This window comes from Actinomadura soli (assembly GCF_005889715.1).
Lineage (GTDB): Bacteria > Actinomycetota > Actinomycetes > Streptosporangiales > Streptosporangiaceae > Spirillospora > Spirillospora soli.
The window spans coordinates 1-16,455 of sequence record NZ_VCKW01000197.1; the positions used below are offsets into that span (position 1 = coordinate 1).

14 protein-coding genes and 1 pseudogene are annotated in these 16,455 nt (G+C 67.9%); 5 read left to right on the forward strand and 10 right to left on the reverse strand.

Features of this window, described 5'->3' with window-relative positions:
- Window positions 1-257: 257 nt before the first annotated feature.
- Window positions 258-443 carry a hypothetical protein gene (locus tag ETD83_RS29935; RefSeq protein WP_138648562.1) on the reverse strand — a complete coding sequence of 62 codons (186 nt, stop codon included), beginning with the start codon at window positions 441-443 and terminating at the stop codon, window positions 258-260.
- Between the two features lie 63 nt (window positions 444-506).
- Window positions 507-1,109 carry a TetR/AcrR family transcriptional regulator gene (locus tag ETD83_RS29940; protein WP_138648563.1) on the reverse strand — a complete coding sequence of 201 codons (603 nt, stop codon included), beginning with the start codon at window positions 1,107-1,109 and terminating at the stop codon, window positions 507-509.
- Window positions 1,110-1,134: 25 nt separating this feature from the next.
- Here ETD83_RS29940 and ETD83_RS29945 point away from each other — a divergent pair, with 25 nt between their 5' ends.
- The gene (locus ETD83_RS29945) at window positions 1,135-2,619 is read left to right on the forward strand and encodes a flavin monoamine oxidase family protein (protein ID WP_138648564.1); all 1,485 of its coding nucleotides are present in this window, start codon (window positions 1,135-1,137) and stop codon (window positions 2,617-2,619) included.
- A gap of 502 nt (window positions 2,620-3,121) precedes the next feature.
- Here the strand turns inward: ETD83_RS29945 and ETD83_RS29950 are convergent.
- On the reverse strand, window positions 3,122-3,670 hold the full coding sequence (locus tag ETD83_RS29950) for a hypothetical protein (RefSeq protein ID WP_138648565.1): 549 nt from the start codon (window positions 3,668-3,670) through the stop codon (window positions 3,122-3,124).
- 1,208 nt (window positions 3,671-4,878) lie between these two features.
- Here ETD83_RS29950 and ETD83_RS43920 point away from each other — a divergent pair.
- On the forward strand, window positions 4,879-5,133 hold the full coding sequence (locus ETD83_RS43920; protein ID WP_205717959.1) for a hypothetical protein: 255 nt from the start codon (window positions 4,879-4,881) through the stop codon (window positions 5,131-5,133).
- A 527-nt stretch (window positions 5,134-5,660) separates the two neighbouring features.
- Here ETD83_RS43920 and ETD83_RS29960 read toward each other — a convergent pair.
- The 5 genes from ETD83_RS29960 to ETD83_RS29980 form a co-directional block, all read right to left on the reverse strand.
- Entirely contained in the window at window positions 5,661-6,263 is a 603-nt protein-coding gene (locus tag ETD83_RS29960; protein WP_205717960.1) for a helix-turn-helix transcriptional regulator, read from the reverse strand.
- 1,178 nt (window positions 6,264-7,441) lie between these two features.
- Window positions 7,442-8,443 carry a zinc-binding dehydrogenase gene (locus tag ETD83_RS29965; protein ID WP_138648566.1) on the reverse strand — a complete coding sequence of 334 codons (1,002 nt, stop codon included), beginning with the start codon at window positions 8,441-8,443 and terminating at the stop codon, window positions 7,442-7,444.
- Between the two features lie 59 nt (window positions 8,444-8,502).
- Window positions 8,503-8,856, reverse strand: coding sequence for a MerR family transcriptional regulator (locus ETD83_RS29970; protein WP_138648567.1), 354 nt, complete (start codon window positions 8,854-8,856; stop codon window positions 8,503-8,505).
- A 303-nt stretch (window positions 8,857-9,159) separates the two neighbouring features.
- Complete coding sequence (locus tag ETD83_RS29975) at window positions 9,160-9,501, reverse strand: hypothetical protein (RefSeq protein ID WP_138648568.1); 342 nt, start codon at window positions 9,499-9,501, stop codon at window positions 9,160-9,162.
- Window positions 9,502-9,516: 15 nt separating this feature from the next.
- Entirely contained in the window at window positions 9,517-9,792 is a 276-nt protein-coding gene (locus ETD83_RS29980) for a hypothetical protein (RefSeq protein WP_138648569.1), read from the reverse strand.
- Window positions 9,793-10,034: 242 nt separating this feature from the next.
- On the opposite strand from ETD83_RS29980, the gene ETD83_RS29985 reads away from it, so the two are divergent.
- Window positions 10,035-12,752, forward strand: a complete 2,718-nt coding sequence (locus ETD83_RS29985) for an AAA family ATPase (RefSeq protein WP_171064510.1) — start codon at window positions 10,035-10,037, stop codon at window positions 12,750-12,752.
- A 212-nt stretch (window positions 12,753-12,964) separates the two neighbouring features.
- On the opposite strand, the gene ETD83_RS29995 is transcribed toward ETD83_RS29985, so the two are convergent.
- Window positions 12,965-13,768 (reverse strand): SDR family NAD(P)-dependent oxidoreductase, encoded by an 804-nt coding sequence (locus ETD83_RS29995; protein ID WP_205717961.1) that lies wholly within the window; start codon window positions 13,766-13,768, stop codon window positions 12,965-12,967.
- Between the two features lie 15 nt (window positions 13,769-13,783).
- A complete protein-coding gene (locus ETD83_RS30000; RefSeq protein ID WP_138648571.1) occupies window positions 13,784-14,506 on the reverse strand; it encodes an SDR family NAD(P)-dependent oxidoreductase in 723 nt (240 codons plus the stop codon).
- 154 nt (window positions 14,507-14,660) lie between these two features.
- Here ETD83_RS30000 and ETD83_RS30005 point away from each other — a divergent pair, with 154 nt between their 5' ends.
- Both ETD83_RS30005 and ETD83_RS43925 read left to right on the forward strand, forming a co-directional pair.
- Window positions 14,661-15,674 (forward strand): sigma-70 family RNA polymerase sigma factor, encoded by a 1,014-nt coding sequence (locus ETD83_RS30005; protein WP_138648572.1) that lies wholly within the window; start codon window positions 14,661-14,663, stop codon window positions 15,672-15,674.
- Window positions 15,675-16,068: 394 nt separating this feature from the next.
- Window positions 16,069-16,455 (forward strand): annotated as a pseudogene (locus ETD83_RS43925) (hypothetical protein); the annotation flags it as partial.

Below are 16,455 nucleotides of genomic sequence, written 5' to 3' on the forward strand. Positions count from 1 at the left end.
ATTTACGGAATGACAGAAATGTAGCAGACGTCGATCGGTGCCGCACGGCTGTGCTCATCCATTGGTGAGGTTCTCGCGGGTTGCGTGTTGGACGAGTTGATGGATGCGGACCTGGCGATGGGCGGCGCCGGGCTGCCCGACGCCTACGAGTGTTCAGCGCGCCTGAGTCATGCTCTGAGGCCCTAGAGCGCGTGAGTTTCCGACGCCCAGCGCCGGGGGCCTCTTGCATTTCCTTCGGGCCTTGCAGCCCGATCAGCTCATGCTCTGTCCTCCTGCTCGACCTTCCTCGTCACGCCGAAAGCTTGTCGACGTCGTCCACGCCCGGGGGGCTCGAAGTTGCGTGCGATCTCGTCGCCCTCGATGAGCAGCTCGACGTAGCGGGCGAGCGGGACTCCGCGGGCCCTCGCACCTCGTTCGGCGAGTTCCCGGTGATCGGGCGTCACGCGCGCCTTGAGCGTGGGCAGGGCTGAGCGGGCAAAATGACCGCTGACCCCGGCTGCCGGCCGTCACCCCTCGGTCGCGAGGCGATGGGCGAGTGCTCGCGCCGCCGCGGCCTGTTCGGCGGGGAATCCCAGACGCTGCATGGTCGTGTTGTGCTCGGCCAGGCAGACGATCTGGTAGGCGATCTGCTCCGCCGAGGTGGCCGGAGTTTCGGGGCGGTCCCGCCGGATCGCCTGGGCGAGTGCGTCGGCCAGCAGGGCGTAGGCGTTGTGCAGCTGGTCGCGGAGGACGGGGTCGCGCGCGGCCTCGTGGAAAAGTTCGTCGAAGGCGCGATCGAGGTCGTTCTCTGATCCCCATTCCCGGCTGAACAGGTGACCGATGATCTGCGGCGCGCTCGGCTGTTCTCCGACCGCGACCTTGATCAGGTCGGTATAGCTCTCGATGAGGGTAGCGGCGGCCTCGTGTACGAGCTGTGCCCGGTTGCCCATGTAATGGCGGATGACCGAGCGCTGCACCCCCGAGGCGGCCGCGACATCGTCCAGGCTCACCGACGCCAGCGTTCGCTCGCCGATCAGAGCGAGGAACGCACTTACGATCTGCTGCCGCCGGGCGGTGGCCATGTCGGGGCGTCCGCGGCGACGGCCGTGCACAGCAGGCTTGGCCTCCACGATCCACTAATATACTCTCATCATCATGATGACGAACAATTACCGGGACGGGCAGCTGGGGCGACGAACGCTGCTGACGGCCGCCCTCGCAGCGGCTGGGCTGGGACTGGCCGGATGCACGACCCGATCGACCACGGCTGGCCCCGGCCGCCGAGGCATGATCCTGGACGACGGCACCTCCCGCGTGCCCGCCGCGGCTGCGGGCAAGGTCACGAAGGTGGTGGTCATCGGAGCAGGGATCGCCGGACTGGTCGCCGCCCGGGCCCTTCACCAGGCAGGCGTCGAGGTCACCGTCATCGAGGCCCGCGACCGGGTCGGCGGGCGTCTGCACACGGTCGACCTGAACGGTGTCCCGGTCGATCTCGGCGCGGCATGGGTGCACAACGGCACCGGCTCGCCGCTGCTGCCGGTCTTCTCCGCCCTCCAAACGCCACTGCTGCCTGCGGTCATGGCCCAGCTGGTGGACGGCGCGGACGTGCTGAACCACACCACCGGCCGGTTCCCCGACCCGGCACTGAGCGAGAAGCTCGGCGACCTGATGGGCGGGCTGGGCAGCCGCCTTCCCCGGGTGGCCCGCCGGCAGGGCAACCACGCCTCCCTGAAAGAGGGAATCGACGGCCTCGCCGACGGCGCCCCCCGCCAGGCGGTAGCAACGATTGAGGCCCTGCTCGGCCTGTACGACGGCGTCGACGCCGACCAGATCGGCCTGGCCAACTTCGCGGAGTTCCTGAGCGAGGGGGCCGCGGAGCAGGACAAGTTCCCCCGGGGCGGGTACGGGCCCCTGGTCCAGGCCCTGGCCGCCGGACTCGACCTCCAGACGAACACGCCGGTGCGGCAGATCCGCCAGTACGCCGGCGGCGTGACCGTCGTTCACGCCCGCGGCGAACTGCAGGCCAGCCACGTCCTACTCACCGTGCCGCTCGGGGTCCTCAAGACCGACACCGTCGCCTTCGAGCCGGCCCTGCCCGCCGCCAAGACCACGGCGATCGGCCGGATGGGCTTCGGAGACTTTGAGAAGGTCGCCCTCAGCTACCCCCACCCGCTGTGGCCGGACGGCAAACCGCGCCACATCATCGTCGCCGACCCCGGCCGCGCATGGCCGCTGATCCTCGACCTGTCCGCCTGGTACCAGCGGCCGGTGATGGTCGCTCTGAACCCGGGTTCACCGGCCGCCAGGGCCGCCACCCTCCCCGAACGGGACCGGATCGCCCAGGTCCGGTCGATCATCGACCAAGCCGTCAACGGCAAAGCCCCCGCACCGATCGCAGCGGTCGCCACGTCGTGGGCCGTCGACCCCTACCTGCGCGGCTGCTACTCCAGCATCGCCCGCGACAGCAACAAACTGGAGTTCGCCGCCGACCTGACCGCGATGGAGGCACCCCACGGACGTGTCCTGTTCGCCGGCGAGGCCACCCACACCAATTTCGGCGTCGTCGACGGGGCCTGGCTCAGCGGCCTGCGGGAAGCCAAACGGCTCCTGCAGCAGCCCCGCCTGACGTTGAGCCTCTGAACGAAGGCCTGCCCGCACCGTCCAGTCGAACACCCCGTCCCGACCAGACCAGCAGCATCGGCAACGTCGTATGCGAAGTCGGCCCGATCCTCGCCAGGACGGCTACACCGCCACGCATACTCAAGACCGGCTCCTGGTCCCGTTCATGCTCTCAGCAGCAGTGCGCGTTGACCTTGTGCGTCAGAGCGGGGCGGTCGACGTCCTCAAGACTCTTTTGCCAGGCCATTCACCGTGAGGGTCGGTCGGCGGCGGCTGCCGATGCCAGGCGACCGCGACCACCGGGTCGGTTCTGTGAACGCGCGACCGACGATCTTTGGGGCGAGTACGCCAGGCAAAACGAACATGCCCCGCTCCCCCTCCGCCGAGGGCGGAATGGAGAAGGTTGGGTTGTCGGGTCACGCCGTGACGGGGTGTGTAGAACATGCGGGCACGTTCCGCGCCACCGCTGCTCTCTACCGCTGTGGAAGATGCCAGATTCCGCCTGTCCTGGATCAGCGGCGACCTAGGGCGCCAACCGATTCACCGCCAGGGCTTCGTCGATGGCGGCCTCCGCCTGAATCCGATCGATGCCCGCGCCGAGCGCGACCTCCGATACCAGCACCGTCCTGGCCTCGTCGAGAGTTTGTGTCTCCCACCTGGCCGATTCCTGGCGGTGCTGCCGCGCGGTCAGGTTCCGCACCACCTCCGCCACCTGGCAGGCATCCAGCACAGCGGGCATGTCGTCGAGGTATGCGTCCGGTGTGATCCCACCGATCATGGTCAAATACGTATCCCTCACTGAGCCCCATGTGGTGGGCTCGGAGTCGGGCACCGGACCCGCGAGGATCGCCAGTACCGCCGGAACGCCACCGGGCCCTAGCACCTCCGATAACGGCGCCAGGCAACCATGATCGGTCCTGGGCTCCACGATGTCAGGAGCGGGGCTGTCGAACGGGAAACCGAGCGTCACCTTGGTCCAACTCCTACCCGCGGACTCCCCGGTCGTGATCGCTCGGACGACTGTCGCGCCATCTGTACCGAAGACCACCGCGTCACCAACCGAGTACTTCATGATCGCTCCTCGGGAAAGGCGCCCAGCGCCACCGTACCCACGCCGGTCGATCGGCGGCTACCGGCAATTGCGGCCACCTACGGCAGCCAAGACGCCCCGCTCCCCCGCCGCCGAAGCGGTCGAGAGAGCGGGGCGTCCCGTGGCGGCATTGTCGCCGCGAGGAAGGTGCGCCTTCAACTCGATGTGCGAGCAGCAGAGAGGCTCACGAGATGATTGGCATGGGCTGCCGATCCAGCACCTCGATGTACTTACCCGGCCCTCTCCCACCGCCCAGCCAGACACCGGCGCTCGGAGCCGCTCAACCCAGTGGGGCGACCTCGCACCAGAACGCGCCACCGCGACCACGGCGCGGGAGCGCCCACCACCGCAGACTCTGCGGGAGTCGGCGCCGATAACGCGGATCCGTTCGGTCGGCCAGAGATGCCGCTGCGCCCGAGGAACGTGGCGTTCCCCAGGCAGGGCAGGTCGGCGTCCAGAGCCGTCAACGTCCTGCTGGTTCATCCTGAATGGTGAGGCGCTGCCCGCAGGGCAGAAAGATGATGGCGGTGCGGGCGGCGTCGGCCGGGCAAGCGAGCTGCACAGATGCGCCGCAGCTCGGGCAGGCCGGCCACGGCCGTGAGGTGGTTCGGGTGCCGTGCGGCGGCGGGCGGAATGAGCTGGCCTCATCCAGGGTGCACCACCAGCGCCACTGGTCGGGCGGCCGGTCGGAGTCGCGGTACCGGGATGGGGCCGCTGGCGCCGTCGTACTGGTAGGTGCCGCTGACGGGCTCGCTGGCCGAGTCTGGTCGGCATTGCAGGACGACGGCGCGTTCGCGGGGGCCCCAGAGCCACGTGATCAGGGTGGCGGGGTTCCAGGCGCCGTCCAGGCGCGCCCAGACGTGCGGGTGTTTCGGAGGAATCCGGCAGGCGTGGGACGGGGGGGAAGACCTGCTGCGCGTCGCTGGGGTGAGCTGCGGCCATGCCGACAATCATCGAACACGTGTTCCCTTGATGGAAGTCGGCGCACGCGTTCCGTTGGTTCAGCCTGTTGTGACTGAGCGCTTCAGTTGGCGGGTGAGCGCTTGAGGTGGCGGGATAGCGCATACCTGAGGGTGACAGTGGTGTCACTTTTCGTCGAATGCGGCTGATATGGCTGTTGAGACGGCTGTTCTTGTCGGGTGCTGTCGTCAGATGTGGGTGATGCGGTCGTGTGGTCGCATTGCTGTGGGTTGGACGATCTGCTGCTGCCGTTCGAGCTGGAAGCGGAAGCGACCGATCGGTTGGAGCGTGGTCGTGATTGGGGCACGTCGGTGGACGGCGACGTGGAAGACATCGCGGGCCGAGGTGATCTGTTCGGTACGGGAGCTGGCCGCGGTCCCGGTGGCGGGGACGAGGCCGGTACGGCGGTTTTCATGGCGCGTTGGTCAGCGGCATCGTCCCGGGGTGAAGTTCATGGTGTCGACGGGACGGTTGCACGGGTTTGAGAGTTTGGCCGAGCGTCGGCTGCTGCTGGCGTTGGATTTCCTCGGGGGTGCCGAGGAGGTACTGGCCCAGCCGTCCCGGTTGCGGTTCACCATGGTGGACGGCTGGGGCTAGCACATCCCGGATTTCCTGGCGGTTATGCCGGGTACGGGATGGCTGCTGGATGTGCGCCCGGCAGATCTGATCCAGCCCGAGGATCTGGTGCGGTTCGCCGCAGCGGAGTAGGCCGCAGCCGCGGTGGGCTGGCGGTACCGGGTGGTCACCGGGTGGCGGCCCGGGGTGATGGCCGGGGTCGATGCGTTGTCGGCGCGTCGGCGCGCAATGAGCGATCCGCTCGGGCTGCAGAGCGACCGCCCTCACCCGCACTACACCGGCCTCAGATGCTGTCTCGGATCCTCTTCCGTGCCGATGATCTTGTTTCTGAAGGTGCCCAAGGGGCGCGGACCTCGGACCCGGAGCGGTGGCGCAAGGGCCCGTCAGTTCCGTCGGGCAGCGCTAATACCCGGCCGGATCTTCCCCGGCCCCCCGTCTAGATCCATCCGCGGTGTGCGGCGGTTGCTCCGGCCTGGAAACGGCTAGCGGTGCCGAGCAGGGCGAGGAGTTCACTAACGCGGCGGGTGTAGGTGCGTGGGGACAAGCGCAGGCGGGCGGCGGCGGTTTGGTCGGACAGCCCTTCGTACATACAGGCCAGAATTGGCGCCAGGTGAGGTGGAATCTTCTGGGGGTCGCGGTCGGTGGGGTCGTCTCCGCTGGCCCACGATGTGCGGTGCACGCCAATCAGAGCGTTGACCACGGCCGGATCGCGGATGACGAGCATGCCGTTGTAGAAGACTTCCAGGTCCAGCGGGATCACGGCCGTGGCACGGTCGAACACGCCCAGACGGAGGGGAATCTGCTCGATCAGGCGCGCCTGGCCGCCGTTGCGCCACCCGATGGTGCCTAGATCGGTGTCGGAAGCCAGGCCTTGCGGAGAAGTGATCTGGCAGACATCGGGAATCTGGGTGACAGCCTCGTTGACGCAGTTGGCTACGTGCATCAGCATGCGCTCGGGTACGCCCTGGCTGATGCAGCCGGAGGGGTCGTCGAAGGTCAGCAGTTCCTGCTGCGTGGCCGCGGTCAGCCGTGCGATCAAGGTGCCTACCTTGGGTGGATCCACGCGCTGGGCCGGTGGCCGGACACCGCGCGCCGCATAGAAGGCCGACTCCGCCAAGGCTTGGTTTACGACCTCACGCACCTCGGCCGGTTCAGAGGGCTGCCGTCTGGCTTCGCCAGGGGATGGTGACATCACACCCGATTCCGTCCCAAATGGGGGGCAGTACGCGGTTCTCCCGTCCGAGAGCGGGACAGGAGGGTACCCGCACAAGTTTTCAACAAGTGGCTAGTTTACGCCATGGAGTTGCCTGACTCCGAAGAGTAGCTGAACTTGGTGATGTGAAAGGCGATCCACCGCCTTAGCAAGACCGATCGCAAGACCGAAAGGGGACCGGGACATGACAACGATGAACGAGGCAGGACGGCAGCGGTTTACCGCCGTCTCTGACGGCAGAGCCCGTGGATCGGCGGTCCGCAGGCCGACACACCGTGGTGTCGCCGTTACCATCGCGCTCACCGCAGCCGCGCTCCTGGCCGGGGCAACGGCAGCGACCGGGAGCGTCACTCCCGGCGCGTCGCCATCGGCCCGCCTGAAGTCGTTCCCCGTCCGGGTCGCGTTGGACGCGAATCCTTTGCATGTCCGGGACAATCCGGGCTGGCCGGGCGGTCAACCGGGCAACATCATCGCCAAGGTGTGGCCCAACGATTCCCTCTCAGCCATCTGCTCAACCGAGGGCGCCTTCATAAGGGCCTTCAGGAGAGAAGGCTCGCTTTGGACCAAGATCAGGTGGGGTCAGAGCTCCACCGCCTGGGTGTGGGATCTTGGGCTACGTTGGCACCAGCCCCTTCCTCCGTGCGGTTGCCGACGCGAGACCAGCCTTGCCGCGGGCGGAACGACCGGCCGGAACGACTGCCAAGCCCGCGAAGAGGATCGACACGCGATCATCCGAGGGGGTCCCGCTCTTCAGCGCCATTCCCCCAGGTGACCAGGTCGGCGTTCCGTGCAACAGCGAACGCCCTGCGCCCACATCGGCGACGGAACCCGGCCCGCACCGGCGGGCCGGGTTCAATTCCCCCGACTCCGGCCGCATTCTGCGTGGCCTGCGAGCTAGCCACGTAAGCAGGGGTACTGCTAGCGGCATTGCTGGATGTTGTTGAGGAGGCGGCGGGGGTTCCACTCGCCACCTCAAGCGCTCACCCGCCAACTGAAGCGCTCAGTCACACCTGTGACGCCGCCGATGGTTGGCGTCGGGCGTTCGGCGGAGAGCCCTCCTGGAGTACGGCCGGGCCGTCGCTCAGGGGATGAACGTGTGGAGCGCCGGGGGCGTATACGCCCTGCTCGATGAGCTCTTGGATCTCGTCGAGCAGACCTCGGTAGATGGAAGGTGCGGCGGCGGCCAAGGCGCCGATGTGAAGTCCCTTGACTTGTACCTGGTGGGAAAACACCAAGTCGTGGGTGGTGAGGCTAGCCTCTCCGGATGCGGCACCGAAGACCACGACGCGTCCGATGAAGGGCTTGGTCACGGACAGGCTGGTCTGGAAGGTCTTCTTCCCGACGGATTCGAGAACGAGCTCGACACCTGCTGTCCGGCGGATGATCTCGGCAGCCAGATCGGGGCGATCGACGTTCAGAACGAGGTCGGCACCGAGTGACGCGACGATGTCGTGCTTCGCCAGTGAGGCCGTGGCGATCACGCGCGCACCGTAGTGGCGGGCGATTCGGACAGCGGCCTGCCCCACACCTCCAGCCGCCGCGTGGATGAGTACCACGTCACCGCTCTTGATCTCACCCAAGGGCCGGAGCGCCGCCAGAGCGGTGGCCCAGTTCAGAACCAGCCCCAAGGCCTCAGCGTCACTCCAGCCCGACGGGACCGTGAGCACGCCCGCAGCAGGCATCGCCATGTACTCCGCGAACGCCCCCGGACCAGCTCCGATGACGTGGGTTCCTACCGGAATAGGGTTATCGACGTCCGCGCCGACGGCGACAATTTCACCAGCGGCTTCGAATCCCGCGACATAGGGGGCCTGCGGTCCGCCTCCGTAGGTTCCACGGGTCTGCATGACGTCCGCGAAGTTGACTCCGGCGGCACCTACTCGAATCAGGTACTCGCTCGGGCCAGGGGTGGTGGGTCGAGGGCGGTCATGAGAGAGGGTGAGGTCTCTCGGCCCGCCGCGTGATTGCTGGATGAGGGCTCGCATCGTGTCGTTCTCAGCCGGCATGCCCGGAACCTAGAGCCCTCACGCTTGTGTGAAGGTCAAGCCGAAGTCATCGACCGCCGTCACGGAGTCCCGTCCAGGAACGCGTCGAGAGCCGAGCGTTGAGTGTCGAGCGCTGCGATGCGGTCGTTGAGCCGATCGCGATAGAGACGGACCTCTGCGAGAAACTCCGCGCATAGCAGTTCGGGGCTGACATCGGACGCGTCCGTCAGGTGCGGCAAGAGCTCCCTGATCAACCTCACGGGCAAACCTGACTCCAGCAATGAGCGGATCAAGTGGACACGATCGAGCGTGGAGCGACAGTAATCGCGGTACCCGTTGCTGTAACGGCCCGGGACGATCAACCCTCTGTCTTCGTAGAAGCGCAGCGACCTGACGCTGACGCCGCTGGCCCTGGATGCCTCACTGATCTTCACATCAGACGGCAACGCGGGCCGGCACCGCAGTCTTCCAGCGCAGCATCTTCGTCGACGGGAACGCGCCGGGAGGGCATCCCGTCACGAACCTCCGGCCCGCAACATCTAGGCCCCACATAGCGATCTTGACGGCCTTGATCACCATTGGGACTTGGCCCCGGGAAGAGCGGAGGCCCCAGGGAACTCCGGGGCTGTTGCTCAGAACGGCCAGGTTGCCGATTCAACTCCGAGTTCGCAGAGGCCGGGTGTGCCCGAAGCACCGCCGACCCTGGCGATGCTTCGGGCACACCCGCTCGCGGGTCCTCAGGAGCAGGGGAAGGTCTTGACGGCCGTCGGGGTCTCCTTGAGCCGGTATGTGCGGCTCGATGTCCCAACGCACTTGTATGCGGCGCCGCCAGTGCCGGTCCCGGTCACGTTCACCCAGGAAGTGCCGGACTTGCGCTGGATCGTCGTGGGCAACGGGTTGTCCACGCCAGGGGGCTCGCAGTACCGCGACCGCGCGCCGACCACGGAGCCGTTGAAGTGCTCCAGCTCGATCGACAGGAAGCAGGCTCGTGCCTGCGCCGGTCCGCTGGCCAGGGCGATGCCGGTGATGGCGGTGCTGAGCACGGCCGTGGCGAGTCCCGAACGGATGATGCGTGACATGTGTTGGTGGTCCTTTCAGGAGCAGGCGACGGTGGTCTGTTTCCCGGGCGCTTCCTTGAGCCGGTAGGTGTTGAAGGCAGAGCCCTTGCAGACGTAGCTGGCGGCACCATCGCCGGTCGGCGTGACGGTCATCCAGGTCGTGCCGCTCTTCTTCTGGATCGTGGTGGGCAGCGGGGACAGCAGGTCGGGCGGGTCGCAGTAGATGGAGCGGTCGCCCCACACCGCGCCCTCGAAGAGGCCGATGTGGCCGAACGTGGCGCAGGTGCGTGCCTCGGCGGGGTTGCCTGCCACCACCGTGGCGCCGGCAACGACCGCGCTGAGTGCTGCCGCCGATAGGGCCGCTTTCCTGACTCTGGCTATCACGATTGAGGGACCTTCCTGTGGTGTCGATATGCCGGACATATGTCTACGGACCGGGGGCGAGGCCGGGCATCGGTGAGCGTTGCCTATGTGCCGGGGGGCGGTTGCCTACATCAGGGTTCGTGGTTCTCACGGATGGCGAACGGACGCGACCGGGTGTCACGATGGCGCGCATGGCGGGGGCCATCATCGAGCGTGATCTTGAATTGGGAGTTCTCGCGGCGGCAGTGCGGGGCCTGCGGGCCGGCAGTGCCGCGGGCGGGAGCATCGTGCTGGTGACCGGGGAAGCCGGGATCGGCAAGACAAGCCTCGTCCGCGCCTTTCAGGAGTCGCACCGCGACGGGCTGCGCGTGCTGGTGGGAGCGTGCGACGACCTGATGGCGCCCTGCGGACTGGGGCCTTTGCGGGAGGCCGCGTGCGGCACTGGTGGCCCGCTGGAACGGGCGCTGGGCGGGGCGAGACCGAGGGAGGAGGTCTTCGCCGCCGCGGCGGCCGAGTTCGGTGGGCCGGATCCGGCCGTGCTCATCGTCGAGGACGTCCACTGGGCCGATGACGGGACGCTGGACGTGCTGCGGTATCTGGCGCGGCGACTGGTGGTCCTCAGGGTCGTGATCGTACTGACGTTCAGGAACGAGGTGCTCGGTGCCGGCCACCCTCTGCAGGAGCTTCTCGGGGGGCTGGGTGGGGTCGCGGTACGGCGCGTGCCGTTGCGGCCGCTTTCGCCTGCGGCCGTACGGACGCTCGCTGAGGGGACGGGGCGCGATGGTGCGGCCGTTCACGAGCTGACCGGTGGCAATCCGTTCTATGTGACCGAGGCATTGGCGGTGCCTCCTGAGGAGATTCCGGAGACGGTGAGCGATGCGGTCCTGGCGAGACTCCGGCGCCTGGGGGACGCCTGCCGCTCGGCGTTGGAGCAGCTCTCCGTGGTGCCTACCTACGTTGGGTTCGCCTTGGCGGAGGGCCTGTTCGGCAGCCGACTCGACGTCCTGGCGGAAGCGGAAGAGCGGGGGATTCTGCTCGTCCGGGACGAAGGGCTTGCGTTCCGGCATGAACTAGCGCGGCGGGCCATCGCGCAGAGCGTTCCCGCGCTGCGGCGGCGCGAGTTCAACCGAGCTGTGGTCGCGGTGCTGCGCGAGCAGGAGAGCCCCGACCTGGACCGGTTGGTGCACCATGCGGTCGAGGCCGACGACGTGGCCGTCATCTTGGCTTTCGCTCCTGAGGCGGGGCGCCGGGCGGCCCGCGCGGGATCGCGTCGGCAGGCGATCGTGCACTACGAGGCGGCTCTGCGACATGCCGGGGAACTCTCGCTTCGAGAACGGGCCGCGCTTGTCGACGACTATGCGTGGGAGCTCTACAACACCCATCGCTATCCGGAGGCTGTGATCGCCGGGAGCGAGGCGGTCACCTTGTATGAGGGGCTAGGCGATCCGGTGCTGTTGGGGGAGGCGCTGGTAAGGCTGTCCCGGCACATCTTCATGACGGGTCGTACGGAGGAGGCCGAAGCGGCCGTGGTGCGAGCCGTAGGAGTGCTTGAGGACGCAGAATCGCCGTCCGCGCTGGCGCAGGCGCATGCCAATCACGGAGCGTTCCTGGCTCTCACCGAGCGGGCAGAGGAAGCCATCGAGTTGTTGCGGCAGACCAGGCAGGAGGCCACGGACGCGGGCCGGACCGACGTCGTGGCGTTGTGCGCCAACTACCTGGGGATGGCCGCGACCGAGGTGTACGGGCCCGATGGTGGCCTGCGCTTGCTGCGCGGAAGCCTCGCCTTGGCCAAGGGAGGTGGTCACCACGAATACACCGCTCGCGCCTACACCAACCTCGGCGAACTGCTCTATCGGTTCGGGCGCTATGACGATCTGGACCTCTCCCTAGAGGAAGGGCTGGCATTCGTAGACGACCACGGCTTCTGGTCCCACGCGTACAACCTGGAGGCCCATCGCTGCCTTCTGCAGATGCGACGAGGGGACTGGAAGGCCGCGCGGGAGGGACTGCGCAGGCTTGTAGAGGACGCCGGCGATCCCGGGATGCTCTTCCTGTACAGCGTGCCGCCGTACGCGAGGCTGCTGGCGCGCTGTGGCGACGAGCAGGCAGGGTCGCTGCTCGGCGAGGCGTGGGCAAGGGCACGACGGCATCGGTCGCTGCTCGGGCTCGCGTACGCGGGGATCGCCTATGTCGAATGGGCGTGGCTGGCCGGAGTGCCGGAGGCCGCCGACCAGGTCCGCAACGTACTCCTGCCCCGGACCGAACGGCAGGGGGCCGCACCGCTCCGGGCAGAGCTCCTCCGGTATCTGGCGCGCATCGACGCAGGCGGGACCGGCTTTCCCGGCTGTCCCGAACCGTACGCGAGCGGCCTGCGGGGCGACTGGCAGCGTGCGGCGGCGGCCTGGCGGCGGATCGGGGACCCGTACGAAACCGCCCTGGAACTGGCCGAGGCCAAGCAGCCCGGCCCGGTCCTAGAGGCGCTGGACATCCTGCGCGGGCTCGGCGCGACCGCAGCCGCGGGCAAGGTCCGGGCGCGGCTGCGCGCGCTCGGAGTGACCCGGTTGCCGCGCGGACCGGCCGTGGCCACCCGCACCCATCCAGCAGGTCTCACCGAGCGGCAGGCCGACGTGCTCCGGCTGCTGGCACAGGGCCTCACCAACGCCGAGATCGCGGACCGGCTCGTCGTGTCGGTCCGCACCGTCGACCACCACGTGTCGGCCATCCTCGGCAAACTCGGCGTCCGGTCACGCCGGGAAGCCGCCGCCCTGCACGGGGCTCAAGGTGAGGTGCCGCGGCCCGGAGTGCCGGGCTTGTGGACAAGCGGGATCGGCACCTCCGGCGACCCCATCCCAGCCTCGACCCGTATCGGCGGCCGCCGCCAGAACAAGGACTCACACAAGATCGAGTAGGAGATCCCCTCCATCTCCCGCTCGGCCACCAGCCGATCGAAGACCCTCTTGTGGTGTGCCGCTACTTGCGTGGCGCGCGCCGAGCGACGGCGATCACCGAAGCATCCGCCTCGGCGAACGCGCCGGCGATGCCGCGGCCCAAGCCGTGGCCGGCGCCGACAACGACCGCGGTCCTGCCCGTAATTGTTCATGATCGTGCTCCTCCCGGCGTCTTAGTCGGGGATGGCTCCGAGGCTCATGTTGGCCATGGTTCCGGCGATACCAGCGGCCCGGTCCGAGGCGATGAACGTGACGATCTCAGCCATTTCCTGGAGGCTCGGCAGGCGTTTGCGGTGTGTCCGCTCGGCAACCATGGCCTGGAACTGTTCGCGAGTGATCCCGTGCGCCTTGGCGTGGATGCCGAAGACCTCTTCGATCGTGCCGCTGTCGGGCATGGCCTGGGTCCGGACGCCGGCCACGCGTACGCCGTACGGCGCGAGTTCGACGGAAAGGTCCCTGATTAGGGCTTCCTCGGCTGCCATGGCCAAGGCCACGCCACCCATGAGCGGATTGGCGATCCGGGAGGGAAGCGAGGTCACGGTCATTATCACGCCCGCGCCGTTGGCGACCATGTGCCGGCCGGCAAGGCGTGCGGTCAAGAAGTTGGCGCGCACGTGCTCGTTGACGGGTCGCATGAAGTCCTCGACGTCGAGATCGACGAGCGGAACGCCCTGCAGCGTGGTGTTGCGGAGCCCGACGGCGTTGAACGAGATGTCGATGCCCCCCGCCTTCTCGATTACCGTGTCGAGGTGCTCGGCCACGGCGTTCTCGTCGAGCGCGTTGACCTGCGCGGCCTCGGCCACGCCGCCGTCGGCGACGATCTCCTTGGCCAGTACCTCCGCCTTCGACAGGGTGCGCCCCGTGAGAAAGAGGCGTGCCCCTTCGCGTGCGAATGTTCTGGCGACGGCGTGACCGATGGCGCCGCCGGCTCCGTAGATCACGGCCGTCTTGTCCCGGAGCAGCAGACTCGTACTCATTGGTATGCCCTTCCGCTACTGGTTCCGGGCCGCGCCGAGGAGCGCCGCGTTCTGACGTTCGAGCGCCTTGACCGCCCCGCTGTTCCAGCTATCGGCAAGCGCCCGTGAGAAGGGATCGGGGAAGATCTCGTCCTCTCCCTTGTCCAGCGCGTCGAGGATGGCTCTGGCTACCGACTGTGGTGACGCCTTCGGGATCTCGAGGTCGCGCACCATGTCGGTGTCCACGGGACCGGGCAGTACGGCGTGGACGTCCACGCTCTGGCCGGCGAGAGTGGCACGCAGGGACTGAGTCAACGAGAAGGCAGCCGCCTTGGAGATCGAGTACGCAGGACTGATGGGCACGGCAGCCACCGCGGCCAATGACAGCACGTTGACGATCGCGCCTTGCGACTCGATGAGCCGGGGCAGGAACGCCTGCGTGACGGCGTAGGGTCCGAAGAGGTTGACCGCGAGATGCTGTTCGAGGGCGGCTCGATCGGCCAGGTCTTCATAGCCGTAGACGCCCGCGTTGTTGATCAGGACATCGAGCGAATCAACGGTCTCGGCGGCGAGGTTGATCTGGGCGGCATCCGTCAGGTCCAGGACCAGGGGCGTGACGCGCTCATCCGTAGGGTTCAGGGCCTGCCGTGTGCCGGCGTAGACCCGTTCGGCGCCCCTACTCAGCGCCTCCTCGACCAGCGCCCTTCCGATGCCGCGGTTGGCTCCGGTAACCAGGATTGTCTTGCCCGTGAGTGTCACGTGAGCTCCTCATGAGGTGGAATCGAGCTGTCGATGGTGCAGACACCACGCCGTGGAGGAATTGGGCGGGCGTGGCGCGCCCAGTTCTCGGACGGCCCGGTGTCAGAACCGGAGAGGGGCCGGCAAGAACTGACACCAGGTGGGGTGATGAGACGTGACAGCGAGCGAGCTGATCGCGAGGGCGCAGGCCGGCGATGGCGAGGCGTTCCGGCAGCTGACCGAGCCACATCGCCGGGAGCTGCACATGCATTGCTACCGGCTGCTCGGCTCGTTCCAGGACGCCGAGGACGCTTTGCAAGACACGCTGCTCGCGGCGTGGCGGGCACTCGACCGGTTCGAGGTGCGTGCCTCGATCCGCACCTGGCTGTACCGGATCGCCACGAACCAGTGCCTCAACGCGATTCGCTCGGCCAGCCGTCGCCCGGCAAAGGAGTGGGATGTGCCCCAGATCGAACCGCCGGAGCCGAGCCGGCTCGGCGAAGTCGTGTGGCTGGAGCCGTACCCTGACGCTCTCCTCGACGGTGCGATCGCCGCGCCGCTCGGACCGGAAGCACGCTATGAGCAGAAAGAGTCCATCTCGCTGGCGTTCGTCATTGCGCTGCAGATCCTGCCAGCACGCCAACGTGCCGTCCTGATCTTGCGCGAGGTGCTCGGCTACCCGGCGGCCGAGGTCGCCGGCATGCTCGACTCTTCCGTCGATTCGGTCAACAGCGCACTCAAACGGGCACGCGCCACGCTGCACCGGCGAATCCCGCCGAGCGGGATGGACGATTCACCACCTGCGCCCGCCTCGCCGGCCGAAGAGGCACTCGTGGCGAAGTTCGCCCGTGCCTACGAATCCGGCGACGTCGACGCCCTGGTCGGCCTGCTCACCGACGACGCTCGCGTCTCCATGCCGCCGATGCCGCTTGAGTACCTCGGCCGCGACGCCGTCTCCGGGTTCTACGCCGCGCTCATGAGCGCCAACCGGAAGTACCACCTGGTGCCTACGCGCGCGAACGGCCAACCGGCATTCGGTACTTATCTGCGCTCGGGCAGCGATGGCATCCGGCGTGGGACGGGGCTCGTGGTCCTCACCTTGGCCGGCGATCGGATCAGCGCCGTGACCCGTTTCGACAACAGCGTCCTTCCGTGGTTCGGGCTCCCGCGGTCCCTTCCCTGTAACTGACCTCCTTGCTTTCAGCCCGTATCCCAGACGCGAGATTCGAAAGGTTGACCAGTGCCTGCTGTTCACATGCTCCGGACACATCAGCGAGAGTCATGTTCAGCGAGGCGCCGGAGCCAACGCCGCGGCCCGGGCAGGACGTTGCAGGTGTAGTGGTACAGCCCGCTGCGGACGGCACCGGACCGGCGGCTGGCACACCCTTGGTGGGCGTGGCCGAACAAGGTGGGTGGGCCGAGCGCGTTGCCGTCGACGTTGAGCACCTCGCCCCGTTGCCCGACAGGGTCGACTTCGCCACGGCCGCCACGTTGCCCATCGCCGAGGTCACCGCGCTTCGCACCCTGCGCCTGGGCGGGAGGGTCACCGGGCCGGCCGACTGGGCAGACCGGAATCGAAGCGGGTGAGTGCATTTGGCGCAGCCGCCAGGGTCTCGTGTCGAGTTGTATGCGGCGATCCGGCGCGCAAGCCGCCCCCGAAACGCGGCTCACGTCTGGACCACTACCGAGGCGTCATCGACGACTGGCTACGGTCGGACCTGGACGCACCCCGCAAGCAGCGACACACCGCGAAGCAGATCTTCGACCGGCTCCTCGATGAGCAGGATGCCACCGACGTGTCGTACTGGATGGTGCGCGAGTACGTCGCCACCCGCCGACGTGAGATCCGGAACGAGGCAGGCCGGCAACCCGCGGACACGTTCATCCCCAGGAGCACCTGGCGAACGGGCGCTGTCGGGGACAGTCGCTTTGCGCAGGGTCACGGCCGCGTCGACGGCGCTGGCCATGCG